Genomic DNA, 25,980 nt, shown 5'->3' with positions numbered 1-25,980 from the left:
CTCCTCAGGGGGCGGGGGTGACGCTCGCTAGCTCGCTCTTCAGGGGAGCGGCAGGGCTGGCCACCGCAGGACTCGAGAGGTGTTCTTGCTCAGTCGTTCTCGGCGACATGGCAGTCGCCGCAGCGACCGAAGACCTCGACGGTGTGGTTGATGTCGGTGAAGCCGTGCTGCGCCGCGATCTTCGCGGCCCAGCGCTCGACCGGTTCGGCCTGGACCTCGACCGTGGTGCCGCACTCGCGGCACACGAGGTGATGGTGGTGTCCCGACGAACAGTGGCGGTAGCGGGTCTCGCCGGAACCGTCCCACAGGACGTCGATCTGCCCGGCCTGGCTCAGCGCCTGCAGATTGCGGTAGACCGTGGTCAGGCCGATCGATTCGCCCCGGGCCTTCAAGATCTCGTGCAGCTCCTGGGCGGAGCAGAAATCCTCGGTGCCGGCCAGGGCGTCGGCGATCGCGGCTCGCTGGCGCGTCGACCGGATGCCGGTGACCGGCTGCGGTCCGGAGGCGACCCCGCTCATTCGCTCACCGCCCGGGGGGCATCGGACGCCACCGCGCGGCCGTCGTTGGTCTCGTTCGCGTGGATCAGGGCGTCGCCGACGATGTGCGCCACGTGATCGTCGAGGAGCTCGTAGGTGATCTCGCGGCCGTTGCGCTGGCCGCGGACCACGCCGGCGTCCTTGAGGACACGCAGGTGTTGACTGACCAGCGGTTGACTCAGGCCCAGATGCCCGACGAGTTCATGAACGCACTGCACCCGCTCACGCAGCGACAGCACGATCGCGACCCGCGTGGGGGAGGCGAGGGCGCGCAGCAGGTCGGCGGCGGCTTCCCGTGCCGCGGCATCGGTCGCCTCGACGGGGTCGGGCCCGTCCAACGGTTGGGTCGACATCGCGCTCCTCTCGCCTGGCTCGCGCCACTGACCCGCCCATTCTAACGGAAATGGTTTTCAATCAATGCCCGGGTGTCGTCGCTGGTCAACCACCGTTGGCGCGACGGCGATCGGTGATGGGCGGCACCCCGTCCCCGCCTGCGGTCGACAACGCGTACGTCGCCACCGAAAACGCGACCGCGGACGCGTTGACGGCCAGGAGGTCGGTGTCGATGTTGTCGAGGGTGTCGCGCGCGGTGTGATAGTCGGGGTCGAAGGGTTCTCCCGCACGGCCACCCCACAGCTCGGCCTGCGCCTCGGTCTTCTCGGTCTCGGCGCCGGTGAACACCCCGCCGGAGGGGATGCCCACCGCGATGAACGGACCGTAGTCGGAGCGGCCGTCGAAGTCGTCGGGGGCGAGCGGGATGCCGCGGTCGGCGTAGAACTTCTCGAAGGTCCGCTCGATGCCTCCGGAGCCGTCCGGGCCGGGACCGGCTCCCTCGTGTTCGGAGTCGTCGCCGTCGTAGGTGAAGTAGCCGCCATTGGGTGAGGCGAGCATGTCGAAGTTGAGATAGAGGGCCACCGCCGCGCGAGCGGCCGGATCGAGTCCGCGGACATACTCCGAGGAACCCACCAGTCCGTCCTCCTCCGCGCCCCAGAACGCGAACCGCACCCGGTGTGGAACGCGCGGGGACGAGCCGAGTCGCAGCGCGGTCTCGAGGACGGCCGCGCTGCCGCTCGCGTTGTCGTTGATCCCGGGTCCGTCGACGACGCTGTCGAGGTGCGCGCCGGCCATCACGACGTCGTCGGCGGCACCCGTCCGGGTCTCGGCGATCACGTTGCGCGTGCTGATGCTGGAGGTCTCCGCCTCGACGGAGAGCGTCACCGATCCTGCTGTCCGCACCCGCTCTGCGTCGTCGGCGGAGACCCCGAGGACGGGAATCGTGGGGCGGTCGTCCGGCCCGAGCGTGGCACCCGTGAGCGGGCCGGGTTCGTTGTTGACCATGATCGCCCCGACCGCGCCCGCGGACTGCGCGTTCCGCGCCTTGTCGGCGAAGGTGCAGGTGCCCCGGGGGATCACGGCGACGGACCCGCGCACCGTGCTCGGGAAGTCGGTGCTCGCGCAGCCGAGCCCGCGGACGGATACGGGCGCGGCGGTGACCGGGGTGTCGCCCGTCCCTGCGGAGTATTCGACGATGCGCGTCGCCACCTTCAGGTCGTCGGCCGTCAGGCTCACCGGCCCGGCGTCGAAGCGCTCGTAGCCGACCGGCGGTGTCGTCACGTCGAAACCCGCCGTGCGGAGCAACCCGGCGACGTAGTCGAGCGACGCGTCGTACCCGGACGTGCCGGCCGCGCGGTTGCCGCCGTTGTTGTCGGCGATCTGCTGGAAGGCGCGAACGTGGGCCATCACGTTCTCGACGGTGACGGCCTGGCCCAGCGCGGCCGGCGTGACCGTCGCGATCGGTGGTGCCGGCGACGGCGTGGACACCGGCGACGGCGAGGGTCGATCGACCTCGGCGGCCTGTTCGCCGGCGCACCCCGCGCCGAGCGCCAGGGTCACCGCCAAAGATGCCGCCAGGGTCACCGACCGGCGAGCCCGGGCCGGAACGGGGATGCCGACGCGCCGTCGTGCTGGAACGATCACACTGCCACTGTGGCAGTTCCGGAACGCCGGCGTGTGCCCTACGGTTCGTGACGAGTGCCTCGGATGAACGGTGCTTTCGGGAAACAGGACACCTGCTCGGTAGTCTGTACGGGTTGCCGCCTGCATCCCTGGATGCACGCCGAGCACCGAGCGTCAGCACGACCGTCCCAGCCGAACACTCAACCCGTGGAGAGCAGTTAACCGTGGCCGCCCAGTCCAATGTGGAATCCGTCGTCAACCTCGCCAAGCGTCGGGGCCTGGTCTACCAGTGCGGTGAGATCTACGGCGGTACCAAGTCGGCCTGGGATTACGGCCCGCTCGGCGTCGAACTCAAGGAGAACATCAAGCGCCAGTGGTGGCGCACGATGGTCATCAGCCGTGAGGACGTCGTGGGTCTGGATTCGTCGGTCATCCTGCCGCGCCAGGTGTGGGAGGCCTCCGGCCATGTCGAGGTGTTCACCGACCCCCTCGTCGAGTCGCTGCACACCCACAAGCGCTACCGCGCCGACCACCTCATCGAGGCGTACGAGGCCAAGCACGGCCACCCGCCGGCCAACGGTCTGGCCGACATCAACGACCCGGAGACCGGGCAGCCCGGCAACTGGACCGAACCCAAGGCCTTCAGCGGTCTGATGAAGACGTTCCTCGGTCCCGTCGACGACGAAGAGGGCCTGCACTATCTGCGCCCGGAGACCGCCCAGGGCATCTTCGTGAACTTCAAGAACGTGATGACCACCGCCCGCAAGAAGCCGCCGTTCGGCATCGCGCAGATCGGCAAGAGCTTCCGCAACGAGATCACGCCGGGCAACTTCATCTTCCGCACCCGCGAGTTCGAGCAGATGGAGATGGAGTTCTTCGTCAAGCCGGGTGAGGACGAGGAATGGCACCAGTACTGGATCGACCAGCGGTTCGACTGGTATGTCAACCTGGGCATCGATCCGGAGAACCTGCGGCTCTACGACCACCCGAAGGAGAAGTTGTCGCACTACTCCAAGCGGACCGTCGACGTCGAGTACAAGTTCGGCTTCACCGGTAACCCGTGGGGCGAGCTCGAGGGTGTCGCCAACCGCACCGACTACGACCTGTCCACGCACAGCAAGCACTCGGGCGAGGACCTGTCGTTCTTCGATCAGGCGTCGGGCGAGCGGTACACCCCGTTCGTGATCGAACCGGCCGCCGGCCTGACACGCTCGCTGATGGCGTTCCTCTGCGACGCCTACACCGAGGAGGAGGTGCCGAACGCCAAGGGCGGCACCGACACTCGTACCGTGCTGCGGCTCGACCGGCGTCTGGCGCCGATCAAGGTCGCCGTGCTGCCGCTGTCGCGCAACGAGAAGCTCTCGCCGAAGGCCCGCGACCTCGCCGCCGAACTCCGCAAGCACTGGAACGTCGAGTTCGACGACGCGCAGGGCATCGGCAAGCGGTACCGCCGACAGGACGAGATCGGCACGCCGTTCTGCGTGACCGTCGACTTCGACACCCTCGACGACCAGGCCGTCACGGTGCGCGAACGGGACACCATGAGCCAGGAGCGGGTCGCGCTCGACAAGGTCGCCGAGTATCTCGGCGGCAAGCTGCTCGGAGCCTGAGGCCTCTCGCGGCGCCACGGCCGTACGCTCACGATTCAGCCTGACCTGCGGATGTCTGTCACAATTGAGGACGAGTTGTCGCGTGGACTCGGGCATGGGGTCCGTCGTGCGCGCGACGAGAGAGTGAGTGGAGTCGTGCCTGTCAGCGGGAAAGTCGTTCATTACGACGCGAATCGGGGATTCGGTTTCTTGGCGCCGGAATCGGGCGGTGCCGATGTGTTCCTTCACATCAACGACATCGACATCGACGAGAACTCGTTGAAACCCGGCGCGAAGGTGTCCTTCGACGTCGAGGAGACCGATCGGGGTTCCAAGGCGATCAACGTCGCGGTCACCGAGGCCGCACCCGCCGATGAATCCGCGGGCGCGCGTGCGCACCGCCGTGACGATCACCACGGCCGTGATCGCGGCGACCGCGGTGATCGGGGCGACCGCGGTGATCGGGGCGACCGCGGACGCCACGACGACCGCGGCAGCCGTCGTCCGCGCGCCGGCGGCTCGCTGGACTCCGCCGCCTTCACCGAGGAGCTGACCGAACTCCTGCTCGACGCCGACGGCGCCCTCACCGCACGCCAGATCGTGGCGATCCGGCAGCGCGTCACCGACTTCGCCGTCGCCCGGGGCTGGGTGCTTGACTGACACCCGACAGGGGCCGGAGACCGTCGGTCACGTACTCCCGGCGGTGGCGACGTACGGCGACGAGGCCGTCGAACGATTCCTGCCCGAGGGGGCCAAGGTCGCGAGCCTGCCCGGCACCCGGACCGATCATCGGAGCGACTTCGCCCGGGACCGCGCTCGGGTTCTGCACTCCGCGGCGCTCCGGCGGCTGGCCGACAAGACTCAGGTCGTCGGTCCGCGCGAGGGTGACACGCCCCGCACCCGGCTCACGCATTCGCTCGAGGTCGGGCAGATCGGCCGGGGTATCGCCATCGGCCTCGGCGCCGAACCCGACCTCGTCGAACTCGCCGGACTCGCCCACGACATCGGGCATCCGCCCTACGGACACAACGGCGAACGCGCGCTCGACGAGGTGGCCGCCGATCACGGCGGCTTCGAGGGCAACGCCCAGAACCTCCGGATCCTGACGCGGCTCGAGCCCAAGCTGCTCGACGCCGACGGGCACAGCGTCGGCCTCAATCTCACCCGCGCCTCGCTGGACGCGACCCTGAAATATCCGTGGACCCGTCGTAGCCCCGGCGGGAAGTTCGGGGCCTACGACGACGATGCCGGCATGCTCGCCTGGATTCGTCGGGATGCGCCGGGGACACGGCAATGCGTCGAAGCCCAGATCATGGACTGGTCCGACGACGTCGCGTACTCCGTGCACGACCTCGAAGACGGTGTGATCGGCGGTCGCATCGATCTGCGGACCCTCGGGGACCCGCAGGATCAGCGCGCGCTGGCCGACATCGGCGCCAAGGAGTTCCCCGGCCTCGATCCCGAGGCGCTCGTCGACGCCGCCGCGCGGTTGCACCGGATGGACATCGTGCGTTCGGTGGGCGTCTTCGACGGCACGCTCGACTCTTATGTCGCGCTCAAACGGTTGACCAGTGAGTTCATCGGCCGCTTCGCGTCGGCGGCGATCACCGGGACCCGCGAGGTGGTCGGGGACCGGCCGGTGTCGCGCTACGACGCCGACCTCGAGGTGCCCGAGCTCATCGCCGCCGAGGTGTCGATGCTCAAGACCCTGGCACTGCGGTTCATCTTCTCCAACGAGCGCCACAAGGCGACACAGCGTCGTCAGCGGGAACGCGTCCATCGCGTGGCGAACTGGTTCGTCGAGGCGGCGCCCGGGGGACTGGACCCGGTGTTCGTGCCGTGGTGGAACGCCGCGTCCGACGACGCCGCCCGCATGCGCGTCATCGTCGACCAGATCGCGTCGATGACCGAAGGCCGGCTCGAGCGCACCGACAAGCACAATTCGGGGGCCCAGGCGCACCTCGGGTAGACCGGGGCGGGGGTCGACGAAGCACCCGGCCGGGCGGCATCACCGGCGTCACTACACTGGTCGCGTGGCAGGCCGAATTCCCGATCGCGACATCACGGCGATCCGTGAGCAGACGAGGATCGAGGACATCGTCGGCGACTACGTCGCCCTGCGCCGCGCCGGTGCCGACAGCCTCAAGGGGTTGTGCCCGTTCCACGACGAGAAGTCGCCGTCGTTCCACGTCCGGCCCAACCACGGCCACTTCCACTGCTTCGGCTGCGGCGAGGGCGGAGACGTCTACAGCTTTCTCCAGAAGCAGGAACACATCAGTTTCGTGGAGGCGGTCGAGCAGCTCGCCGACCGGATCGGCTACCAGATCAACTACGAGGGCGGCGGGACCGCCATCAAGCGCGACCGCGGGACGCGCGCCCGCCTGGTGGCGGCCAACGCGGCCGCGGCGAAGTTCTATGCCGCCGCGCTACAGTCGCCGGAGGCCCAACCGGCGCGCGAGTATCTGAAGGAACGCGACTTCGACGCGGTGGCGGCCGTCCAGTTCGGTTGCGGCTATGCGCCGGCCGGCTGGGACACGATGACCAAGGCGCTGCTGTCGCAGGGATTCGAGTTCAGCGAGCTCGAGGCGGCGGGGCTGTCGAAACAGGGCCGCAAGGGGCCGATCGACCGGTTCCACCGCCGTCTGCTGTGGCCGATCCGCAACCTCGCCGGCGACATCATCGGCTTCGGTGCCCGCAAGCTCTTCGACGACGACAACCTCGGCAAGTACATGAACACGCCGGAGACCATGCTGTACAAGAAGTCTCAGGTGCTGTTCGGTCTCGACCACGCGAAGAAGAGCATCGCCAAGGGGCATCAGGTGGTGGTCGTCGAGGGCTACACCGACGTGATGGCGATGCATCTCGCCGGCGTCACCACCGCCGTCGCGTCGTGTGGCACCGCGTTCGGCGAGGATCACCTGGCGCTGATCCGTCGATTGATGATGGACGACTCGTACTTCCGGGGCGAGGTCATCTACACCTTCGACGGTGACGATGCCGGAAAGGCCGCCGCGCTGAAGGCCTTCGAGGGGGAGCAGTCGATCTCGGGCCAGACGTTCGTGGCGATCGCGCCCGATGGGATGGACCCGTGTGAGCTGCGTCAGGAGAAGGGCGACGCCGCCGTCCGCGACCTGATAGCCCGCCGGGTGCCGATGTTCGAGTTCGCGATCAAGGCGCTGCTCGCCGGACACGACCTCGACACCGCGGAAGGTCGCGTGCACGCCTTGCGCGACACCGTGCCGGTGGTCGCCCGGATCAAGGACATCGCGCTGCGCGACGAGTACGCGCGGCAGCTCGCCGGCTGGGTCGGGTGGGAAGAGGTCTCCCAGGTTCTCGGGCGCGTGCGCGAGGAGGGCGCCAGAATCCGGAAGGCACAGGGCGTCAGCCCATCCGGCGGTAGGGGCGCCACGCGCGGTGCTCGGAATCGCCCGGAGGCGGAGGCGGCACCGACCTCGGCCCGGCCGCAGCCCAACGACCCGCGTCTGTGGCCGCAGAGGGAAGCGCTGAAGGCGGCGCTGCAGTATCCGGCGATCGCCGGGACGGTGTTCGACTCGCTGCCCGTCGAGTGCTTCAACGAGCCGGCCTACGCGATCATCCGCCAGGCGATGACCGGGCTCGGCGGGACGTCGTCCGGTCTGGGTGGCGCGGCCTGGGTCGACGCGGTGCGCAATGCCGTCGACGACCCGATCATCGATCCGCTCGTGACCGAACTCGCCGTCGAATCGATGCCGGTCGACGAGGACAACATCGCCCGCTACATCTCCAGCGTGCTCGCACGGTTGCAGGAGGTGTGGGTGGGTTCGCAGATCGCCGACATCAAGTCGCGCCTGCGCCGGATGGCACCCAGCGACGACCCCGACGGCTACAACGCGGTCTTCGGTGATCTCGTGGCGCTCGAGGCCTATCGTCGTAGCCTGCTGGAACAGGCTGTCGACCCGATCGTCGACGCGGGCTGACACACCCGCGTAGGTTTTCGCACCGACGGTCGCGGGGCCGGCGGACGATGAGTATCCGTCTCCGGCCCGGTCTACCCCGTCGGCACCCCCCACGCCACCGACGGAGGCAGGAATCCATGGCGACAACGATCTTCTCGGCGACGGCATCACTCGACGGGTTCATCGCCGGACCCGGTGGCGACATGTCGTGGCTGACCCGATTCTTCGACGTGCCCGCCGACGGGCAGCCGGCGTCCACTGCAGCGGACGATGCCGCCGCACGGTTGATGCGCGGCACCGGCGCACTGCTGGTCGGCAATCGCTCGTTCCGCGGCGATGATCCCAACAAGGGCACCGACCGCGAAGGTGCGTTCGGTGGCGAATATGACGGGCCCGCTGTTGTTCTCACGCACAACCCACCCGCCGACCCCGTCGACGGCGTCACCTTCGTGTCCGATCTGCACGAGGCGGTCGAGACCGCCACCGCGATCGCGGGCGACGCCTATGTCACCGTGATCGGTGCCGATGTCGCGCGACAGATGATCGATCACGGGTTGCTCGACGAGGTGCTCGTGTTCTTCGTCCCGGTGTTTCTCGGCGCGGGCGTGCGGTTGTTCGACCGGCCCGGCGGTGGCGAGGTCCGGCTCACACCGATCCCCGGTGAGAGCGAGTACTGGTGTCGAGTGGAGCGATGAACCCGAACCGGAGTTGAACAGTCGACGACGGTTCGTGCTCCCGGCTGCGAGTCCGCCGGCGGCTGCCTACCGTGGGAGCGTGGACGCCAATGACGAGCGCAGGCAGGTCACCGAGGTGCAGCACCGCCTGATCGGGATGTACACCGACAAGAAGCCCGAAGAGGTCGCCGAGGCCGTCGAGGCCGCGTATCGGCACTTCGACGGCATCGATGTCCGCGACTTCGTGCCACTGCTCGTTGAGCGGCGTGCCAACAACGCACTGAGTGGGTCTTCGGTGATGGCCGATTCTGCCGAGGTGCCCCCGGCGTTGGGTGGCTGACGTCGGGGAACTCGTACACCAGTCCGGTGCCTCATGAGTGGGGAGTGCGGGGCTCGAACCCGCGACCTACGGATTATGAGTCCGCGGCTCTAACCGACTGAGCTAACTCCCCGCGCAGGTCTTGCGTCCTGCGGGAGAGGACACTACCGCACACCCGGGGAACGCTCGGAGACGCGTGCGTGCACAAGTGTCGACCATCTGGCGCGGCGGGCCACGGGGCTCGCAAGCGGCCGGCGACGAACACTCAGATGAAGGTGTCGCGCGTTCGTCCCATCGCGGTCGACGGTCAGTCGGTCACCGCCACGCCTAGACGGCTGACCGCGCGTTTTGTTCTCCGGCGCGACGATGCGCTAGAGTCTGACCTCGGTTCTGGTGAAGCCCCTGAGGGTGCCGAACAGGGCCGCGGCAATCCCCCATAGCTCAATTGGCAGAGCATTCGACTGTTAATCGAACGGTTACTGGTTCGAGTCCAGTTGGGGGAGCAGAACAGCCCGTCACCTGCAAGAGCAGGCGACGGGCTTTCTGCTTTCGGACCACCGTTCGTTTCGCGGCCCGACGGCGGGGGTAGGCGCCCCTGCATGCACACAGACCCGTCGTCACAATCTGTTCTGGTGATCGCCGATCCCGGTGCGACGGAGGCGATCGGCAAGCGGCTGTCCGAATCCTTGTCGGCGGACAGCGAAAGCGCCGTCGGCCGGCAGGTCTCGACCCGAAGTCACGCGTATCCGATCGACGAAGACACCGACTTCTCCGACGTGGTCGGCACGGTGGATCCCGATTCCGCGAGCGAGGACGTCGTCATCTACCTCACCGACCTCGTGCGCCGATCGGGGACGACCCCGCTCGTCGCCGAGATCCACCTCTCGAAACGGCTGGGGGTGATCTCGATTCCGGGGATGGGGGCTGCATCCGTCGATCGCCGCACGAGGGATCTGGCGCGAATGGTCGTTGCCGAGGTGTCCAGCGAACCGGGTGAACAGCCGGCAACTGAACGCATTCATCGGGTGCAGGACGACGACGTCGTGCACTATCTCGCGCCGTCCAGACTGTCGCGTCTTCGGCTGCTCGCGGGCATGGTCTACGCCAATCGGCCGTGGCGCGTGGTCGCCGGTATGTCGAAGGTGATGATGGCTGCTTTCGCCACCGGCGCAGTGAGTCTCGCATACGGGACCATGTGGCAATTGTCCGACATGATGGGGCCGTGGCGACTGAGTGTGGCCACTGTTCTGTCGATTGCCGCGCTGATCGCCTGGCTGATCATCGAGCACGACCTGTGGGAACGGCCGCCGTCGCGGGAAGAGCGCGAACGGGCGGTGCTGTACAACATGTCCACCGTCGTCACCCTGACGATCGGTGTCATCGTCTTCTACGTAGTCGTGTTCTTCCTGCTGCTCCTCACAGCGTGGTGGACGATACCGCCCGACATGGTCACCGACCAGATCGGTGATCCGGTGGACTTCTGGACTCTGGTGGTGATGGCGTGGCTGGTGGCATCGGTGGCGACATTGGGCGGTGCGCTCGGTTCAGGCATGGAGGATGACGACGCCGTCCGGGCAGCGACTTATGGGGCTCGGCAACGCCAGCGTTTCGAGCGGGACGACGATGGCGATCGGCGCTCGGCGACGAGCAAGAGCCGATAACGCGAACGGAAGGGCCCATCACCTGCTGAGCAGATGATGGGCCCTTCGCGTACCGGGTGGACGACCGGCCTACTCGCGGGGGTAGTCCTCGGGGTCGGTGTCGACCTCGACGGCCTGCTCGGCGGCGTCGGCGGCATCGGCGTCGAAGGGCACCGTAGGCTCCGGTCCGGAGGCGGTGTCGGGGTCCGTCGGCTGGGCTTGCTCGATCGCATCGGCCTCGTTGGCCTCGATCGGCAGGTCGGCTTCCGGTGACGTCATCGGGTCGCTCCTCTCGTCGTCGAACTCCTACGTGTCCACATGTACCCGACGAGATGGATTTCAGTCTCCGGCCCCGCGTCGCTCGTCGTAGCGGGCCTGGGCGTCCCGGACGGCGGGCATGTTGTCCTGCACGAGTTCGATGAGTCCGCTCAGGTGGTCGGCGACCTGCCGACCCAGCGGGGTGAGGTGGTACTCGACCTTCGGTGGGATGGCCTCGAGGACGGTGCGCACGATCATGCCGTCGCGCTCGAGGTTCTGGAGGGTCTGCGACAGCATCCGCTCACTGACGCCGTCGACGCGCCGCCGTAGCGCGCTGAACCGATAGTTGCTCTCGCCCAAGGCGATCAGGACGAGGCTGCCCCAGCGTCCGGTGACGGCCTGCAGCGTCGTCCGGGACGAGCAGTCCCGGGCGAAGACGTCCGCCTCGAGGGACTGGTCGCTGATCTCGGTCACGGGTTCAACGGTAGCCGAAGGGGCGAGATCTTGCTAACAGTTGATGTTGCACTTACGAAAAGTTAGTGCATACTGTGGTCACCAACCCAGAAGAGAAGAGGACACAATGACCACAGCAGTGACCGGCGCGACAGGACACCTCGGCGGCCTCGTGATCGAGGAACTACTCGCTCGCGGCGTCGCGCCCGGCGACGTCGTCGCGATCGTGCGTGACGAGTCGAAGGCGTCGAAGCTTGCGACACAGGGCATCACGGTCCGCGTCGCCGACTACAACGATCCGGACTCGCTGCGGAACGCGCTCGCGGGAGTCGACAAGTTGTTGCTCATCTCGGGGTCAGAGGTCGGGCAGCGTCTCGCCCAGCACACCAACGTGATCGAGGCCGCCGAAGCCAACGGTGTCGCGCTCATCGCGTACACGAGCCTGCTGCACGCGGATACGAGCGGTCTGAGCCTGGCTCCCGAGCACGTCGCCACCGAAGCCCGGCTGCGCGAATCGTCCGTTCCCGCCGTGATCCTGCGCAACGGCTGGTACTGGGAGAACTATCTGGCGGCCATCCCGCAGGCGGTGTCGACCGGGACTCTCTTCGGTGCCGCCGGCGAAGGACGGCTCGCGGCCGCCGCACGCGCCGATTACGCAGCCGCGGCTGCGGCTGCACTCACCGCCGATTCCGATCAGGCCGGCAAGGTCTACGAGCTGGGTGGCGACGAGCGGCTGACGTACGCCGAGTTCGCCCGCGCGATCGGTGAGGCCTCCGGTGCGACCGTCGAATACCGCGATCTCTCCGAAGCGGACTACCAGGCCACCCTCGTGGGCGCGGGTCTGCCCGAACCGGTCGCCACCATGCTGGCCAGCTCGGACGCGGGTATCGGCCGCGGTGAGCTGGACACCGATTCCGGCGATCTGCAGTCGCTCATCGGCCGGTCGTCGACCCCCGTCGCGGACATCATCGCGCAGGCGCTCGGCTGAACCGCCGGCGCAGGACCGGCGGCTGAGGTGTTCCGGCCTGGGTCGCAACGATGAGTTTTCCGGCGCCACCGGGTCAGTCCGCATAGATTGCTCGTGCCGACAGATGACGGGAACGGAAAGCCATGCCGCAGCTACTCAGAGTCCAGAACTTCTCCATCTCGCAGGACGGGGTGGGGGCGGGGGAGAACCAGACGTTCGAGCGGCCCTTCGGTGACCGCGTCGAACCGTGGGAACTGATGTCGTGGGCGGGTGCCACCGCCGGTTGGCCCAACCGGACCGACCCGGGTGGCACCCGCGGCCTCGACGACTACTTCACTCGCGACTTCGCCCACAACATCGGTGCGGAGATCATGGGCCGCAACAAGTTCGGTTATCAACGCGGCCCGTGGACCGACCACGAGTGGCAGGGTTGGTGGGGTGACGAGCCCCCCTTTCACACACCTGTCTTCGTGCTGACGCACCATGTGCGACCGTCGTTCACGCTGAGCGACACCACGTTCCACTTTCTCGATGCGACGCCGGCCGAGGCCGCTCAGCAGGCGAAGGCCGCGGCCGACGGCAAGGACGTACGTGTCGGCGGCGGCGTGAGCACCGTGCGGGAGTTCCTCGACGCCGGCCTCCTCGACACCCTGCACATCGCCGTCGCGCCCGTCACGATCGGCGCCGGGCTCACACTCTGGGAGTCGCCCGAGGAACTCGAGGACCGGTACCACCACGAGACGGTCCCCAGCTCCAGCGGGGTCACGCACCACCTGTTCTGGCGTGACTAGCGGGTCGTCGGTCACTCACCGCGATCCGGCTGCGGTTTGTCCCGGAATCCGGGACCGAAGACAACCGGATCGCGGGGGCGGTGGAATGCGGTCGCCGATCGGCGTAGTTGTAGGGACCATGACGGAACTCTCCAGCAAGGCCACGACTCTGCTCGAACTCCACCAGCCCGGGAATCCGGTCATCCTGCCCACCGTGTGGGATGCCTGGTCGGCGAACCTCGCCGTCTCCGCGGGATTCACGGCGCTCACGGTCGGCAGTCATCCCGTGTCGGATTCCATCGGCAAGCCCGACAACGAGGGCATCACGTTCGACGAACTGACCACCCGCATCCGGCAGATCACCGCGGCCGTCGATGTCCCGATCTCCGTCGACATCGAATCCGGGTACGGAGAAGACCCGAAGGCGCTCATCGAGGGACTGATCGCCGCGGGCGCCGTCGGCCTGAACATCGAGGACACGGTGCACAGCGAGGGCGGGCGTCTTCGCGAGGCCCAGGAGCACGCCGACTTCGTCGGCGCTCTGCGGGCGGCGTCCGACGCCACCGACGTGCACGTGGTGATCAACGCGCGCACCGATCTCTTCGTGAAGCAGATCGGGGACGAATCCGACCGCGTCGACCGCGCCATCCAGCGGCTGAAGCTCGCCGCCCAAGCCGGTGCGGACGTGCTGTACCCGGTCGGTTTCCACGACGACGCCACGCAGAAGAGACTCACCGCGGAGCTGCCGTTGCCGGTCAATGCGATCGGCCATCCGACCAAGAACTCGAAGTCGGCTTTCGCCGAACTCGGCGTCGCCCGGGTCAGTTTCGGTCCGATCTTCCAGATGGTGCTCGCCGAACGCGCCGCCGAGGTCCTCGAGCCCTGGAAGTAGCCGGAGCATTCCGTCCGGGTCGTCGAACCCGGACGGGATGTCGGTGGTGCGGACTACCGTCGGCGCATGGCACTCACGAAATCCGAACGAGAAGCGTTTCTGTCCGAACCTCACGTCGCGGCGCTGTCGGTGGAGGCCGAGCCCGGCCGGGCGCCCCTGACCGTCCCGATCTGGTACCACTACGAGCCGGGTGGACGTCCCTGGCTGCTCACCGGAACCGAGTCGCGCAAACTGCAGCTCATCCGGGCCGCCGGGCGGTTCACGCTCATGGTCGACGAGGTGTCGCCGCGGCTGATGTACGTGGCCGTGTCGGGGGATGCGGTCGACCTGGTCGCCGGCACTCGCGCCGACCTGCAGGAAATGGCGGCGCGCTATCTTCCGCCCCAAGCGGTCGAACCCTACGTGGAGATGGCCGAGAAGGACCACGGTCCGCAGACGAAACTGTTTCTCGAGCCCAGGCAGTGGGTCTCGCTGGACCTCGGCAGCCTGTGACCGAGGGCCGCTGATCCGGCAGCGAGACGAACCGGCCCCGGACGTCTCGCTACATTGAACGCATGCCGAAGTCGCGTTCCACGTCCGATCAGCCCGACCCCGGGTCCAGCCCATCCGGCGTCGAGTCCGATCAGCCCGTCGACTCCCGACCGCGGCAGGCGACGTCGCCGAGCGGCGAACAGGTGACCCCCCTCGACGGCAACGAGTTCCTCGAGGCCAACCGCAGCAACCGCGACAAGTACCGAGCCGAGGCCGAGGCCAAAGCGGCACGCAAAGCCGAGCGTAAGGGTGGCACAACGGGTTCCGACTCCACCGGGCCCGATCTCGCGGACCCGGAGGTCACGAGCCCGGACGCGGCTGCGCCGTCCGTCGAGCCCGTCGCCGACGCAGACCGGACGCCACGCAAGATCGATCCCGCCGCGGCCGGTCGAGGCGGCTCCCGCTGGACCGGATGGACGTCGACGGTCGGCTCCCGTCCCTGGGCCGTGATCGCGCTGATCGTGGCGGTCGTCGCCTTCGCGGTGTCGACCGCAGTGCTCGCGGTGGCCTATGTCGACGCCGACGAGCGGGCCGGGACGAGCGCGTCAGCCGGCGCCACCACATCGGTGCTCGAGACCGCGCGGCGGTACGCGGCCGAGATCTCCACCTACAACAGCGCCGACTACGCCGACCTCGATCGGCGGATCCGAGAGATCTCGACGCCAGCCTTCACCCAGACGTACATCGAGTCCTCACAAGACGCCCGACGCGGTTCCACTGCGGCCGAATCGGTGTCGACGGCGCAGGCCGACAACGCGGGCATCATGTCCATCGACAACGGCAAGGCCGTGGTGCTGGTGACGCTGGACCAGACCCTGAAATCCCCGCAGACCGCCCAGGAGTTCCCCGACGGATTTCCGTACCAGTCGCGGGTCAAGGTCACACTCGTCGAGCAGGACGGCCGGTGGCTGATGGACGATTTCGCCGTGCTGTGACCCCCGATCCCTGAGGAGCGAGCTTTGCGAGTGTCATTTTCTGCTCCCTGGGGAGCGAGCTTTGCGAGTGTCATTTTCTGCTCCCTGGGGAGCGAGCTTTGCGAGTGTCATTTTCTGCTCCCTGGGGAGCGAGCTTTGCGAGTGTCATTTTCTGCTCCCTGGGGAGCGAGCTTTGCGAGCGTCATTCTCTGCTCCCTGAGGAGCGAGCTCGCGAGCGTCACGAAGGGTTTCGCAACCTCGGTCGCCGGACCCTTCGTGACGCGCCGTCCGCAAGCTCCGGACGCTCCTCAGGGAGCGGGGAGTGACGCGCCCTCCGCAAGCTCCGGACGCTCCTCAGGGAGCGGGGAGTGACGCGCCCTCCGCACGCTCTGGACGCTCCTCAGGGAGCGGGGAGTGACGCGCCCTCCGCACGCTCTGGACGCTCCTCAGGGAGCGGGGAGTGACGCGCCCTCCGGACGCTCCGGACGCTCCCCAGGGAGCAATGGTGTCGCTTCGTTCGGCTCAAGGACCGGAGTCGCGAGCGTGCCCGCGATCGATTGCTCAGCCGGGCAGCAGAATACGCATCGCGAGCGCCTCGATCCGCTCGGGCGAGGGTGGTGGGGACTGGCGGGACAGGTCGGTGACCACGTTGAGCGCCGCATGGACGAGGAACCGGGCCTGGGAGAGCGACAGCTCGTCGCGGTCGCGGGTGAGCCAGGTGGCGAACTCGTCGACGGTGATCCGCTGCTGGTTGCGGAGTTCCGCGCGCGCCTCCGGAGTCGTATGCCCGATCTCGGTTTCGTAGATGGCGATCAGATCCGTGGTGCTGGAACTCAACCGGATGTAGGCGGCGAGTATCGAGACGATCGCCTCCCGGGGGGTCGTCGACGCGGCGAGCGCGTCGGCTATCGCCGACGTGACCCGGTCGGTGGCGCGCCAGAACGATGCCTCGAGGATTGCGACCTTGCTCGGGAAGTGGCGGTACACGCCCGACGCCGGCAGGTCGGCCGCTTGGGCGATGTCCTCGATCGTCACATCGCGGAACCCGCGGGCGGCGAAGAGTTCGATCGCCTCGGTCAGGATGACCTCGCGCTTGGCCGCGGGCGCGAGGCCGGTGACCGTCGGGGGCCCCGGTTCGGTGGGTTCGGGTAGGACGACGTCGAACAGGCCGATCGCGGCGGCGGACATCAGAGCCGTCGCCTCACGGGGAGGCAGCGCGGCGCGGTGCGTCGTGGGACTCGCCGCGACGCTGATCATCGCGGCCACGACGAGGTTGGCGTCGTCCTCGCTCAGTGACGGCCGCAGCCGCCGGGCGGCCGCGCGCACGCGCCGGTGCTGGTGGACGACGACATCGCGGACGATCGCGGCGTCGGCCGGTTCGAGGTATCGCGATTCCCAGCGGTACAACCCGCCGCGGCGCCGGTTGTCGAACGAGGTGGCGGTGATGGCCTCGAGCAGCGCATGCAACTCCGCCGGCGTCCCCTCGGGGACGGTGTCGAGGACGCCGCGCAGACCGGTGGCGAGCTCAGCGGTGGTCTCGGCGAACAGTGCGTATTTGTTCGGGAAGTGCCGGTACAGCGCAGGCGTGGAGATGCCGACCGCCTCGGCGATGTCGTCGAGACGTACCGCGTGGTACCCGCCGTCGCTGAACGCCTTGGCCGCGGAGTCGATGATCATGCGTCGCCGATCGGCGGGACGGCGACGCCGGGCGCCCGTTTCGGGGCGGGACGTCTGCGGGCGGGCGGTCATGACGACACAGCCTAACCGGAGACCACGTTCTCGTGACAGGTTTCGACCGTCGGCGACAAAACCGCAGGAAAAGCGGCAGGCTGCTGCGGATAAGTTAACGAGAATTCTCGTGATCTGCGTCGCACTGTGATAGTAATCTAGGCGATGGCACAGCGGTGGGTGTGCTGTGTCTATCGGAACCGGCAGGAGTGGGGAGAGGTAGTGAGCGACGAGATCACGCACGGCGGAGTGGTGACGTCTGTGGACGATTCGGGAATCGGGCGTCTGACGATCTCCCGCCCGGAACGGATGAACGCCCTCGACGGCGGGGCCCATCAGGCGATCGAGGACACGCTCGCGGAGTGGTCGACTCGGGACGACGTCCGCGTGGTCGTGATCGACGGCGCAGGCGGCAGTTTCAGCGCCGGTGCCGATGTCCGGGGCTTCGCCGAGAGGTCGACCGAGGGTGGTGCGTCCGGTTTCACCCGCGAGCAGGCCCGGCAGATCATCTCCGGGGGCTCCGCTCTCCTGCGGGCCGTGCGGTCGGTCCCGGTCCCGGTGATCGCCTCCGTCGACGGCGCGGCAGCCGGGATCGGCGCGTCACTCGCACTCGGTGCCGACCTCATCTACACGACGGCGCGGTCGTACTTCCTGCTCGCGTTCGTCAACATCGGTCTGATGCCCGACGGTGCCGCGTCGATGTCGTTCGCCACGGCGGTCGGTCGCGTACGCGCCAACGAATTGGCGCTGCTCGGGGAGAAGCTGCGTGCCGCAGAGGCTCTCGACGCCGGGCTCGTCAACGGAGTCGTCGACGACCGCGCCGCGCTCGACGAGGTGGTCGGCACAGTGGCCCGCAAGCTGGCGGGCAAGAGCGCCGCCGCGCTGCGGCTCACGAAGGCCGCGCTCGACGCGCACACGATGGCGGGTTTCGACGCCGCCATCGAGCGAGAGCTCGAAGGCCAGACCGAACTGCTCCAGTCCCCGGAGTTCCAGGCGGCGATCACCGCGTTCGCCGGCGCCTCCAAGTGAGTGCTGCGTCGCCCGGACGCCTTGCGCCACAACCGTTCCCGACCCCATCACCAGAATGACAACGAGGAGACCGATCGTATGACCGCGACCGTCGACACCTTCAGCGACCTGGCCACCGAGCCGCTGCGCTCGCGCCGCAACCACTGGAACAACCAGATCCGCCGACACGCCTTCATGACCCCGGACGAGCCCGCGCTGAAGTTTCTGGGCAACATCACCACCTGGCGGGAGCTCGACGAGCGCAGCCGTGCCTTCGCCGCCGCGCTGAGCCGGCGTGGTGTGCAGTTCGGTGATCGCGTCCTGATCGTCCTGCTCAACCGCTCGGAGTACGTCGAAGCGGTTCTCGGCGCCAACCTGATCGGCGCGATCCCCGTGCCGGTGAACATCCGGATGAGCCCGGCCGAGGTCGCTTTCCTCGTCAACGACAGCGGTGCCAAGGTGATCGTCACCGAGACCCTTCTGGCGCCGCTGGCCGACGCGGCGGCCGCGTCCACCGGCGCGATCGAGCACACCATCGTGGTCGGCGGATCGGACAAGGACAACCACCTCGACTTCGAGGCGCTGGTCGCCGAGGACTCGTCGGATCTCGAGGAGATCGACGTTCCCGAAGAGACCGTCGCGCTGATCATGTACACCTCGGGCACCACCGGAAAGCCCAAGGGCGCCATGCTCACCCACACGAACATGCAGGCGCAGGCCGTCACCTGTCTACAGGCTCTGCAGACCCGGTCCGATGACATCGGCTCCTGTGTCGCGCCGATGTTCCACATCGCCGGCCTGGGCGCGATGGCGCCGCTGTTCTACATGGGTGCGCTCTCGGTGATCCATCCGCTCGGCGCGTTCGATCCCGACGACATGCTCGACACCATCGAGAAGGAGGGCACCACCTCGATCTTTCTGGTGCCCGCGCAGTGGCAGGCCGTCTGTGCCGCGCAGCAGGCCAAGCCGCGCGACCTCAAGCTCCGGGTGATCAGCTGGGGTGCCGCCCCGGCGTCGGACACGGTTCTGAACGCGATGAACGAGACCTTCCCCGATGCGCTGAACGTCGCCGTCTTCGGGCAGAGCGAGATGTCGCCGATCACCTGTGTGCTCGAGGGCAAGGACGCCCTGCGCAAGATCGGCTCCATCGGCAAGGTCGTCCCCGCGGTGACCGCGCGCATCGTCGACCCCGAGGGGAACGACGTCGCGCAGGGTGAGGTCGGGGAGATCGTCTACCGGGGCCCGAACATGATGAAGGGGTACTGGCAGAACGAGCAGGGCACGGCCGATGCATTCGCCGGTGGCTGGTTCCACTCCGGCGACCTGGTCCGCGCCGACGAGGAGGGATTCCTCTACGTCGTCGACCGCGCCAAGGACATGATCATCTCCGGTGGCGAGAACATCTACTGCGCCGAGGTCGAGAACGCGCTCTTCGGTCACCCGAGCATCACCGAGGCGGCGATCATCGGTCGGGCACATGAGAAGTGGGGCGAGGTGCCGGTCGCCGTGGTCGTGCTGGCCGAGGGCGTCGACGATCTGACCCTCGCCGACCTCGAGCCGTATCTCAACGAGAACCTCGCGCGGTTCAAGCACCCGAAGGACCTCGTCATCGTCGACGAGTTGCCGCGCAACGCCGGCGGAAAGGTCGTCAAGCCGACGCTGCGCCAGAGCTACGGAAGCAAGGACGCCGGCTTGTCCGACTGACGTCCTCGTCTTCCACGTCGCCATCTGCACAGTCGGCGACATCGACACCCTCCGACCTGGGCGCGAGCACTCGCGCCCAGGTCGTCGTGGTCTCGTCCGTACCGACCGCTGCGGGCGTCGACGCGGCCAAGAAACGCACACTAGAACACGTTCCAATTTTGTGGTTGAGTGACTACTGTCACGTCATGGCGGCAACCGTCGGAGTGAGTAGATCCTCCCGGTGCGAGACGTCGCCGGGTTCGAACGGAGGAGTTCAGTGAAGACAAATGGTGCACTGCTGCGGGAGCACAACAAGCCGTGGGCGATCGAGGAGATCGAGATCGGTGATCCCAAGGCGCACGAGATCAAGATCAAGATGGAAGCCGCGGGCATGTGCCATTCGGACCATCATCTGATGACCGGTGGCATCCCGATGGCCGGGTTCCCGATCCTGGGTGGCCACGAGGGGGCGGGTGTCGTCGCCGAGGTGGGCGAGGGCGTCACCGATTTCGAGGTCGGCGACCACGTCGTGCTGTCGTTCATCCCGTCGTGTGGCAAATGTCCGTCGTGTCAGTCCGGCATGGCCAACCTGTGCGACTTCGGCGCCATGCTGCTTCAGGGCGAAGCCGTGTCGGACAACACCTTCCGTATCCAGACCGCATCCGGTGAGAACGTCTACCCGATGACGCTGCTGGGGACCTTCGCGCCGTACATGGTCGTGCACGAGGCGTCGGCGGTGAAGATCGACAAGGACATCCCGTTCGAGGTCGCCGCGCTGTGTGGCTGTGGCATCCCCACCGGCTACGGCTCGTCGACCCGCAGCGGCGACGTGCGTCCGGGCGAGGACGTCGCGATCGTCGGTGTGGGCGGCGTCGGCACCGCGGCCCTGCAGGGTGCGGTCATCTCCGGTGCCCGCAATCTCTTCGCCATCGACCCGGTCGAGTGGAAGCGCGAGCAGGCGCTGAAGTTCGGGGCCACGGCAGCGTTCGCGTCGGTCGAGGAGGCCGCCATGGCGATCGCGGAGACCACGCACGGCGGCATGTGCCAGAAGGTGATCGTCACTGTCGGCGAGGTTCACGGCAAGGACGTCGACCTGTGGATGGGGATCACCGCCAAGGGCGGCACCTGTGTGCTGACCGGCATGGGCAACATGCTCGAGAGCGATGTGAACCTCAACCTCGCGATGCTGACGCTGCTGCAGAAGAACCTGCAGGGTTCCATCTTCGGTGGTGCCAACCCGAAGCTCGACATCCCGCAGCTGCTGTCGATGTACAAGATCGGCAAGCTCAACATCGCCGACATGATCACCCGGCAGTACCGCCTGGACCAGATCAACGAGGGTTACCAGGACATGTTGGACGGCAAGAACATCCGCGGTGTCATCCGTTACACCGAAGAGGACTGGTGAGCACCCGGGTAACGTGACCCGATGTGTCTGTCCTTGATTCTCTGACGGAATGGCCCGTCGACCACGTGTCGGCGGCGATCATCACCCGCGACGGGGTCGCCGAGCAGTTCGGCGACCCCGATCGCGTCTTCGAACTCGCCTCGGTCACCAAGCCGCTGGTGGCCTACGCGGTTCTCGTGGCCGTCGAGGAAGGGGCCGTCGAACTCGATGACCCGGCGGGCCCACCGGGGTCGACCCTCGCCCACCTGCTCTCGCACGCGTCCGGCCTGGCCTACGACACCCGGGAGGTCGAGGCGTCGCCGGGGGAACAGCGCATCTACTCGAGTTCGGGCTTCGAGGTGGCTTCCGAGGTCGTGGCGGACGCCACCGGTATCGAGTTCGGCCGGTACCTCTCCGAAGCCGTCTGCGCACCGTTGGGGTTGTCGTCGACCACGCTCTACGGACCGGCCGGCCACGCCGCGCGGTCGAGCGCGGCAGATCTGGCTGTCTTCGCGCAGGAGCTGCTGACACCGCGCCTGCTGGCGCCGGAGACGTTCGGGCAGCTGACGTCGGTCCGGTTCCCCGGCCTCGACGGGTTCGTTCCCGGCTTCGGCAAGCATCGCCCCAACGACTGGGGGATCGGCTTCGAGATCCGCTCGGAGAAGTCACCGCACTGGACCGGGACGAGGAACTCCCCGCGCACGTTCGGGCACTTCGGGCAGGCCGGGACGTTTCTCTGGGTGGATCCGGCGCTCGACGCGGCGTGCGTCGTGCTGACCGATCGGGCCTTCGGCGCGTGGGCGAAGCCGCTCTGGAGCGAGTTCAACGACCGTGTCGTTGATGAACTCTTGTCACAGAACTGAATTTTTCTCGCACCAGAAACTAGCGCAACACGTGCATCATGGGGCACAATTGAGCTCACGAATGTGATATCCGCTGTCGCGAGGTGTGTTGGGGAAGACGTTCCTCGTCGACAACGGAGGTGAACAAGGTGCGCAATCTGAATCAGTTTGCGGACATGACAACAGGAGTGGTGTACATCCACTCGGCGCCGGTGGCGCTGTGCCCGCATGTGGAGTGGGCTCTGTCGTCGACCCTGAATGCGCGCGCCAACCTGAAATGGTCGGCACAGGATGCCGAGCCGGGCATGCAGCGTGCCACTGTCGACTGGGCTGGACCGGTCGGCACCGCGGCGCGTCTGGTGACGGCTCTGCGTGAGTGGTCGGCACTTCGCTTCGAGGTGACCGAGAACGCGAGCGAAGGCGTCGACGGCGAGCGGTTCTGCTATGTCCCGGGTCTCGGCCTCTGGCGCGGTTCCACGAGCGCCAACGGGGACGTCATCATCGGCGAGAACCAGTTGCGCTCGATGATCGAATCACAGCCCGACAGCGCCGGTCTCGCCGGAGAACTCGAAGGCGCGCTCGGCACCGCGTGGGACAACGCGCTCGAGCAATACCGGATGGGCGGTGCCGGCGCCGAGGTCACCTGGTTGCAGCAGCGGGTGGGCTAGCAGGGAGCAGACACGACAACGAGAAGTGCCCCGGTCCTTGGCGGACCGGGGCACTTCTCGTCTGTGCTGATGCGTCAGAGCGGGATGTTCTTGTGGCGTCCGCGACGTGCGGGTGCTGCCGCGAGCGCCTCGGCGATGATGCTGCGTGTCTGCGCCGGGTCGATGATCTCGTCGACCACCCCGATGGACTGAGCCCGGCCGACACCGCCGGCGATCGCTTCGTGCTCGGCGGCCAGACGGTCGTGCAGGGCCTCGCGCTCGTCGTCGGGCGCTGCGGCGAGAGCCTTCTTGTGCAGGATGCCCACCGCGGCTTTGGCGCCCATCACGGCGACCTCAGACCCGGGCCAGGCGAAGACCGCGGTGGCGCCGAGCGCACGCGAGTTCATCGCGATGTAGGCGCCGCCGTAGATCTTGCGGGTCACCAGGGTGACCCGGGGGACCGAGGCCTCGGCGAACGCGTGCAGGAGCTTCGCGCCACGCCGGACGACGCCGTTCCATTCCTGGCCGACGCCGGGCAGGTAACCAGGCACGTCGGTGATGACGATGAGCGGGATGCCGAAGGCGTCGCACAGGCGCACGAAGCGCGATGCCTTCTCTGCGCTCTCGGAGTTCAGGCAGCCGCCCATCCGCAGGGGGTTGTTCGCGATGATCCCGACGCTGCGACCGGACAGGCGGCCGAAGCCCACGACGATGTTCGGTGCCCACTTGGCTTGCAGCTCTTCGAAACTCGAGATCTCGGTCTCACCGTCGGCGGCCACGCCGGAGTCGAGCAACTGCTCGACGACGGGATGGACGTCGTAGGCACGCCGATTCGACTCGGGCAGCAGTGCCTTGAGGTCGGTGTCGCCGGCCCGGGCGTGTTCGCGATCGAAGTGTCCCTGCTGGGTGAACGTCGACACCAGCCGCCGCGCGCGCCACAGTGCATCGGGCTCGGAGTCGGCGACGATGTGGCAGACGCCGGACTTCTTGCCGTGGGTGGTCGGGCCGCCCAGTGACTCCATGTCGACTTCTTCGCCGGTGACGCTCTTGACGACGTCGGGCCCGGTCACGAAGACCCGGCCGGCCGGCGCCATGATCACGACATCGGTCAGCGCCGGACCGTAGGCGGCGCCGCCGGCGGCGAATCCGACGACAACCGAGATCTGCGGGATGTAGCCGGAGGCGCGCACCATGGCCTCGAAGACCTGGCCGACCGCGTGCAACGCCTCGACACCCTCGGCGAGGCGAGCGCCACCCGAGTGCCAGATGCCGATGACCGGCGCCTGCTCGGTGATGGCGGTGTCGATGGCGTTGACGATGTGCGCACACCCCACGACACCCATGGCGCCGCCCATGACGGTGCCGTCGGTGCAGTAGGAGACCGTTCGGACCCCGTGTACCAGACCGATGGCGGCCTGGACGCCCGATTTGTCGCGCGGATGGAGCAGCGACATCGTGCCTTCGTCGAAGAAGTTGGTGAGCCGCAACAGGGGGTCGCGGGGATCCGCAGCTTCTTCGCGGCCGGCAACGGGAGCCAAGGTCGTCATCGATGTCTCCTGGGTGTCGGGGGTGTGGCGGACGTGCTCAGTAGCGACCGAAGGCGAGCGCCACGTTGTGCCCACCGAAACCGAACGAGTTGTTGATCGCGTATTCGATCTGCCCGTAACGGGGTTCACCGTGCACGACGTCGATGTCGCATTCCGGGTCCAGGTTCTCGAGGTTGAGGGTCGGCGGGATGACGCCTTCCTCGATGCTCTTGATGGTCAGGACCGACTCGAGCGCGCCGACGGCACCGATGGAGTGTCCGAGCGCGGACTTGGGTGCGTACACCGCGGCGTGCTGACCGATGGCGGCGAGGATGCCCGCGGCCTCGGCGGTGTCGCCGATGGGGGTCGACGTCGCGTGCGCGTTGATGTGGCTGATGTCGGAGCGCTGCAGACCGGCTGTCTGCAGGGCCCGGGTCATGGCCCGCGCGTTGCCCTGTCCACTCGGGTCGGGAGCGACCAGGTGGAATCCGTCGGAGGTGATGCCCGTACCCAGCAGGCGCGCGTGGATGTGTGCACCACGTGCGCGAGCGTGCTCTTCGCGTTCGAGGATCAGCATCGCCGAACCCTCACCGAAGACGAAGCCGTCGCGATCCTTGTCGAACGGCCGCGAGGCGGCTGCGGGATCCTCGTTGCGCGTGCTCATCGCACGCATCATCGAGAACGCGGCGATCGGCACCGCGTCGATGTGTCCTTCGACGCCGCCGGTGACGACCATGTCGGCGTCACCCATCACGATGTGACGCCAGGCGTGCGCGATGGCCTCGGCACCGGATGAACAGGCCGACACAGGCGTGATCACGCCGGCGCGGGCGCCGACGTTGAGTCCGGCCACGGCCGCCGGACCGTTCGGCATCGCCATCGAGACGGCGAGCGGGGACACCTTGCGGTAGTTGCCGGTGCCCTCCATGGCCTGGACCGCGTCGACCATCGCGTCGGCGCCGCCTTGACCGGTTCCGATGACGACAGCCAGACGGTCCTTGTCGACGTCGGGCTCGCCGGCCTGCGCCCAGAGGCGCTTGCTCATGACGTGGGCGATGCGCTCGACGTAGGCCATCCGCCGGGACTCGACGCGCGTGACCTCTTCGGCGGGATCCTGTAGGAGACGACCACCGATGCGCACCGGGAGGTTGTACTTGGTGATGAAGTCGTCGGTCAGCTCACGGATGCCCGATTCGCCGGCCAGCAGGTTCTTCCAGGTCGAGTCGAGATCCCCACCCAACGAGGTGGTGGCCACCATGGAGGTGACCACCACGCTCGGGAAGTTCCCACCCAGCGTGGAGTACTCGCGGAGGGAAGAGGGGGTCATCAGGCCTCGTCTGCCTCGACCTGCGCCTTGATGGCAGCTGCGGCCTCGGGGTTCTCGTTCTCGAGCTTCTGGATGTAGGCGACGGCGTCGCCGACGGTGCGCAGGCCGGCGAGATCCTCATCGGGGATCTTCACGCCGTACTTGTCCTCGGTCTGCACCGCGATCTCGACCATGGACAGCGAGTCGATGTCGAGGTCGTCGACGAACGACTTCTCGAGGGTCACCTCGGACGGCTCGATGCCGGTGACTTCCTCGATGATCTCGGCGATGCCGGCAATGAGTTGTTCCTGGGTGGCAGCCACTGTGTGGTTCCCTTTCCGTTTTCCTACGTGGATGTGAGATTTCCGGAGCGCAGCACGGACCGATCAGTCCGCGCGCTTGGACACGCCGGCATCAGA

26 protein-coding genes and 2 tRNA genes are annotated in these 25,980 nt (G+C 67.6%); 18 read left to right on the top strand and 10 right to left on the bottom strand.

Features of this window, described 5'->3' with window-relative positions; all coding sequences use genetic code 11:
- Positions 1-89: 89 nt before the first annotated feature.
- The 3 genes from CA982_RS22860 to CA982_RS22850 all read right to left on the bottom strand — a co-directional run bounded on the left by CA982_RS22860 (position 90) and on the right by CA982_RS22850 (position 2,513).
- Positions 90-518, bottom strand: a complete 429-nt coding sequence (locus CA982_RS22860) for a Fur family transcriptional regulator (RefSeq protein WP_086537466.1) — start codon at positions 516-518, stop codon at positions 90-92.
- On the bottom strand, positions 515-889 hold the full coding sequence (locus CA982_RS22855) for an ArsR/SmtB family transcription factor (RefSeq protein WP_086537465.1): 375 nt from the start codon (positions 887-889) through the stop codon (positions 515-517). Before CA982_RS22855 ends, CA982_RS22860 begins: the two co-directional genes overlap by 4 nt.
- Before the next feature lie 85 nt (positions 890-974).
- The gene (locus CA982_RS22850) at positions 975-2,513 is read right to left on the bottom strand and encodes a M28 family metallopeptidase (protein ID WP_086537464.1); all 1,539 of its coding nucleotides are present in this window, start codon (positions 2,511-2,513) and stop codon (positions 975-977) included.
- A gap of 203 nt (positions 2,514-2,716) precedes the next feature.
- On the opposite strand from CA982_RS22850, the gene CA982_RS22845 reads away from it, so the two are divergent.
- From CA982_RS22845 to CA982_RS22820, 6 genes are all read left to right on the top strand, one after another.
- Positions 2,717-4,102 carry a glycine--tRNA ligase gene (locus CA982_RS22845; RefSeq protein WP_004023004.1) on the top strand — a complete coding sequence of 462 codons (1,386 nt, stop codon included), beginning with the start codon at positions 2,717-2,719 and terminating at the stop codon, positions 4,100-4,102.
- 135 nt (positions 4,103-4,237) lie between these two features.
- A complete protein-coding gene (locus CA982_RS22840; RefSeq protein WP_086537463.1) occupies positions 4,238-4,741 on the top strand; it encodes a cold-shock protein in 504 nt (167 codons plus the stop codon).
- Entirely contained in the window at positions 4,734-6,050 is a 1,317-nt protein-coding gene (locus CA982_RS22835) for a deoxyguanosinetriphosphate triphosphohydrolase (RefSeq protein WP_086537462.1), read from the top strand. The genes CA982_RS22840 and CA982_RS22835 overlap by 8 nt, the downstream gene beginning before the upstream one ends.
- A 64-nt stretch (positions 6,051-6,114) precedes the next feature.
- The gene (gene dnaG / locus CA982_RS22830) at positions 6,115-8,037 is read left to right on the top strand and encodes a DNA primase (RefSeq protein WP_086537461.1); all 1,923 of its coding nucleotides are present in this window, start codon (positions 6,115-6,117) and stop codon (positions 8,035-8,037) included.
- 116 nt (positions 8,038-8,153) lie between these two features.
- Positions 8,154-8,711, top strand: coding sequence for a dihydrofolate reductase family protein (locus CA982_RS22825; protein ID WP_086537460.1), 558 nt, complete (start codon positions 8,154-8,156; stop codon positions 8,709-8,711).
- A 79-nt stretch (positions 8,712-8,790) separates the two neighbouring features.
- A complete protein-coding gene (locus tag CA982_RS22820) occupies positions 8,791-9,030 on the top strand; it encodes a three-helix bundle dimerization domain-containing protein (RefSeq protein WP_086537459.1) in 240 nt (79 codons plus the stop codon).
- Between the two features lie 38 nt (positions 9,031-9,068).
- On the opposite strand, the gene CA982_RS22815 is transcribed toward CA982_RS22820, so the two are convergent.
- Positions 9,069-9,142: transfer RNA gene (locus tag CA982_RS22815), tRNA-Ile, on the bottom strand.
- 297 nt (positions 9,143-9,439) lie between these two features.
- Here CA982_RS22815 and CA982_RS22810 point away from each other — a divergent pair.
- Positions 9,440-9,512: transfer RNA gene (locus tag CA982_RS22810), tRNA-Asn, on the top strand.
- 96 nt (positions 9,513-9,608) lie between these two features.
- Positions 9,609-10,670: a hypothetical protein gene (locus tag CA982_RS22805; protein ID WP_086537458.1), complete on the top strand. Its 1,062-nt coding sequence runs from the start codon at positions 9,609-9,611 to the stop codon at positions 10,668-10,670.
- Positions 10,671-10,739: 69 nt separating this feature from the next.
- Here CA982_RS22805 and CA982_RS22800 read toward each other — a convergent pair whose 3' ends face one another.
- Both CA982_RS22800 and CA982_RS22795 read right to left on the bottom strand, forming a co-directional pair.
- On the bottom strand, positions 10,740-10,928 hold the full coding sequence (locus CA982_RS22800) for a hypothetical protein (protein ID WP_086537457.1): 189 nt from the start codon (positions 10,926-10,928) through the stop codon (positions 10,740-10,742).
- Positions 10,929-10,988: 60 nt separating this feature from the next.
- Complete coding sequence (locus tag CA982_RS22795) at positions 10,989-11,381, bottom strand: winged helix-turn-helix transcriptional regulator (protein ID WP_086537456.1); 393 nt, start codon at positions 11,379-11,381, stop codon at positions 10,989-10,991.
- 106 nt (positions 11,382-11,487) lie between these two features.
- On the opposite strand from CA982_RS22795, the gene CA982_RS22790 reads away from it, so the two are divergent.
- The 5 genes from CA982_RS22790 (at position 11,488) to CA982_RS22770 (ending at position 15,455) form a co-directional block, all read left to right on the top strand.
- Entirely contained in the window at positions 11,488-12,348 is an 861-nt protein-coding gene (locus CA982_RS22790; RefSeq protein WP_086537455.1) for an SDR family oxidoreductase, read from the top strand.
- A 122-nt stretch (positions 12,349-12,470) separates the two neighbouring features.
- A complete protein-coding gene (locus CA982_RS22785) occupies positions 12,471-13,118 on the top strand; it encodes a dihydrofolate reductase family protein (RefSeq protein WP_086537454.1) in 648 nt (215 codons plus the stop codon).
- A 118-nt stretch (positions 13,119-13,236) separates the two neighbouring features.
- Entirely contained in the window at positions 13,237-13,989 is a 753-nt protein-coding gene (locus CA982_RS22780) for an isocitrate lyase/PEP mutase family protein (RefSeq protein ID WP_086537453.1), read from the top strand.
- 66 nt (positions 13,990-14,055) lie between these two features.
- On the top strand, positions 14,056-14,481 hold the full coding sequence (locus tag CA982_RS22775) for a pyridoxamine 5'-phosphate oxidase family protein (RefSeq protein ID WP_086537452.1): 426 nt from the start codon (positions 14,056-14,058) through the stop codon (positions 14,479-14,481).
- Positions 14,482-14,543: 62 nt separating this feature from the next.
- Positions 14,544-15,455: a hypothetical protein gene (locus CA982_RS22770; RefSeq protein WP_086537451.1), complete on the top strand. Its 912-nt coding sequence runs from the start codon at positions 14,544-14,546 to the stop codon at positions 15,453-15,455.
- 540 nt (positions 15,456-15,995) lie between these two features.
- On the opposite strand, the gene CA982_RS22765 is transcribed toward CA982_RS22770, so the two are convergent.
- The gene (locus CA982_RS22765) at positions 15,996-17,183 is read right to left on the bottom strand and encodes a TetR/AcrR family transcriptional regulator (RefSeq protein ID WP_086537450.1); all 1,188 of its coding nucleotides are present in this window, start codon (positions 17,181-17,183) and stop codon (positions 15,996-15,998) included.
- 201 nt (positions 17,184-17,384) lie between these two features.
- Between CA982_RS22765 and CA982_RS22760 the strand changes: the two genes are divergently transcribed.
- The 5 genes from CA982_RS22760 to CA982_RS22740 all read left to right on the top strand — a co-directional run bounded on the left by CA982_RS22760 (position 17,385) and on the right by CA982_RS22740 (position 22,750).
- Complete coding sequence (locus CA982_RS22760) at positions 17,385-18,191, top strand: enoyl-CoA hydratase-related protein (protein ID WP_086537449.1); 807 nt, start codon at positions 17,385-17,387, stop codon at positions 18,189-18,191.
- 78 nt (positions 18,192-18,269) lie between these two features.
- Positions 18,270-19,874, top strand: a complete 1,605-nt coding sequence (gene fadD5 / locus CA982_RS22755; RefSeq protein ID WP_086537468.1) for a fatty-acid--CoA ligase FadD5 — start codon at positions 18,270-18,272, stop codon at positions 19,872-19,874.
- Between the two features lie 256 nt (positions 19,875-20,130).
- Positions 20,131-21,261: an NDMA-dependent alcohol dehydrogenase gene (locus tag CA982_RS22750; RefSeq protein ID WP_086537448.1), complete on the top strand. Its 1,131-nt coding sequence runs from the start codon at positions 20,131-20,133 to the stop codon at positions 21,259-21,261.
- Between the two features lie 23 nt (positions 21,262-21,284).
- Positions 21,285-22,103 carry a serine hydrolase domain-containing protein gene (locus CA982_RS22745; protein WP_086537447.1) on the top strand — a complete coding sequence of 273 codons (819 nt, stop codon included), beginning with the start codon at positions 21,285-21,287 and terminating at the stop codon, positions 22,101-22,103.
- A 128-nt stretch (positions 22,104-22,231) separates the two neighbouring features.
- A complete protein-coding gene (locus CA982_RS22740) occupies positions 22,232-22,750 on the top strand; it encodes a DUF3145 domain-containing protein (RefSeq protein ID WP_004022987.1) in 519 nt (172 codons plus the stop codon).
- Positions 22,751-22,824: 74 nt separating this feature from the next.
- Here the strand turns inward: CA982_RS22740 and CA982_RS22735 are convergent, their stop codons facing one another.
- From CA982_RS22735 to acpM, 3 genes are read right to left on the bottom strand one after another with little or no spacing between them, the layout of a single operon-like run.
- Positions 22,825-24,276, bottom strand: coding sequence for an acyl-CoA carboxylase subunit beta (locus CA982_RS22735; protein WP_086537446.1), 1,452 nt, complete (start codon positions 24,274-24,276; stop codon positions 22,825-22,827).
- 37 nt (positions 24,277-24,313) lie between these two features.
- On the bottom strand, positions 24,314-25,582 hold the full coding sequence (locus tag CA982_RS22730; protein ID WP_086537445.1) for a KasA/KasB family beta-ketoacyl-ACP synthase: 1,269 nt from the start codon (positions 25,580-25,582) through the stop codon (positions 24,314-24,316).
- Entirely contained in the window at positions 25,582-25,884 is a 303-nt protein-coding gene (gene acpM / locus CA982_RS22725) for a meromycolate extension acyl carrier protein AcpM (RefSeq protein WP_004022984.1), read from the bottom strand. Before acpM ends, CA982_RS22730 begins: the two co-directional genes overlap by 1 nt.
- Between the last annotated feature and the right edge of the window lie 96 nt (positions 25,885-25,980).

Origin of the sequence: Gordonia lacunae (assembly GCF_002149015.1) — a bacterium.
GTDB lineage: Bacteria > Actinomycetota > Actinomycetes > Mycobacteriales > Mycobacteriaceae > Gordonia > Gordonia lacunae.
This window is presented reverse-complemented; position numbering and strand designations above follow the sequence as displayed.

Bases quoted from the DNA above. Each gene is read 5' to 3' on its own strand.
- CA982_RS22765 (WP_086537450.1), bottom strand. From the start codon at position 17,183: ATGACCGCCCGCCCGCAGACGTCCCGCCCCGAAACGGGCGCCCGGCGT.
- fadD5 (WP_086537468.1), top strand. From the start codon at position 18,270: ATGACCGCGACCGTCGACACCTTCAGCGACCTGGCCACCGAGCCGCTG.
- CA982_RS22855 (WP_086537465.1), bottom strand. From the start codon at position 889: ATGTCGACCCAACCGTTGGACGGGCCCGACCCCGTCGAGGCGACCGAT.
- CA982_RS22800 (WP_086537457.1), bottom strand. From the start codon at position 10,928: ATGACGTCACCGGAAGCCGACCTGCCGATCGAGGCCAACGAGGCCGAT.
- CA982_RS22785 (WP_086537454.1), top strand. From the start codon at position 12,471: ATGCCGCAGCTACTCAGAGTCCAGAACTTCTCCATCTCGCAGGACGGG.
- CA982_RS22730 (WP_086537445.1), bottom strand. From the start codon at position 25,582: ATGACCCCCTCTTCCCTCCGCGAGTACTCCACGCTGGGTGGGAACTTC.
- CA982_RS22805 (WP_086537458.1), top strand. From the start codon at position 9,609: ATGCACACAGACCCGTCGTCACAATCTGTTCTGGTGATCGCCGATCCC.
- CA982_RS22770 (WP_086537451.1), top strand. From the start codon at position 14,544: ATGCCGAAGTCGCGTTCCACGTCCGATCAGCCCGACCCCGGGTCCAGC.
- CA982_RS22735 (WP_086537446.1), bottom strand. From the start codon at position 24,276: ATGACGACCTTGGCTCCCGTTGCCGGCCGCGAAGAAGCTGCGGATCCC.
- CA982_RS22780 (WP_086537453.1), top strand. From the start codon at position 13,237: ATGACGGAACTCTCCAGCAAGGCCACGACTCTGCTCGAACTCCACCAG.
- CA982_RS22825 (WP_086537460.1), top strand. From the start codon at position 8,154: ATGGCGACAACGATCTTCTCGGCGACGGCATCACTCGACGGGTTCATC.
- CA982_RS22790 (WP_086537455.1), top strand. From the start codon at position 11,488: ATGACCACAGCAGTGACCGGCGCGACAGGACACCTCGGCGGCCTCGTG.
- CA982_RS22860 (WP_086537466.1), bottom strand. From the start codon at position 518: ATGAGCGGGGTCGCCTCCGGACCGCAGCCGGTCACCGGCATCCGGTCG.
- CA982_RS22775 (WP_086537452.1), top strand. From the start codon at position 14,056: ATGGCACTCACGAAATCCGAACGAGAAGCGTTTCTGTCCGAACCTCAC.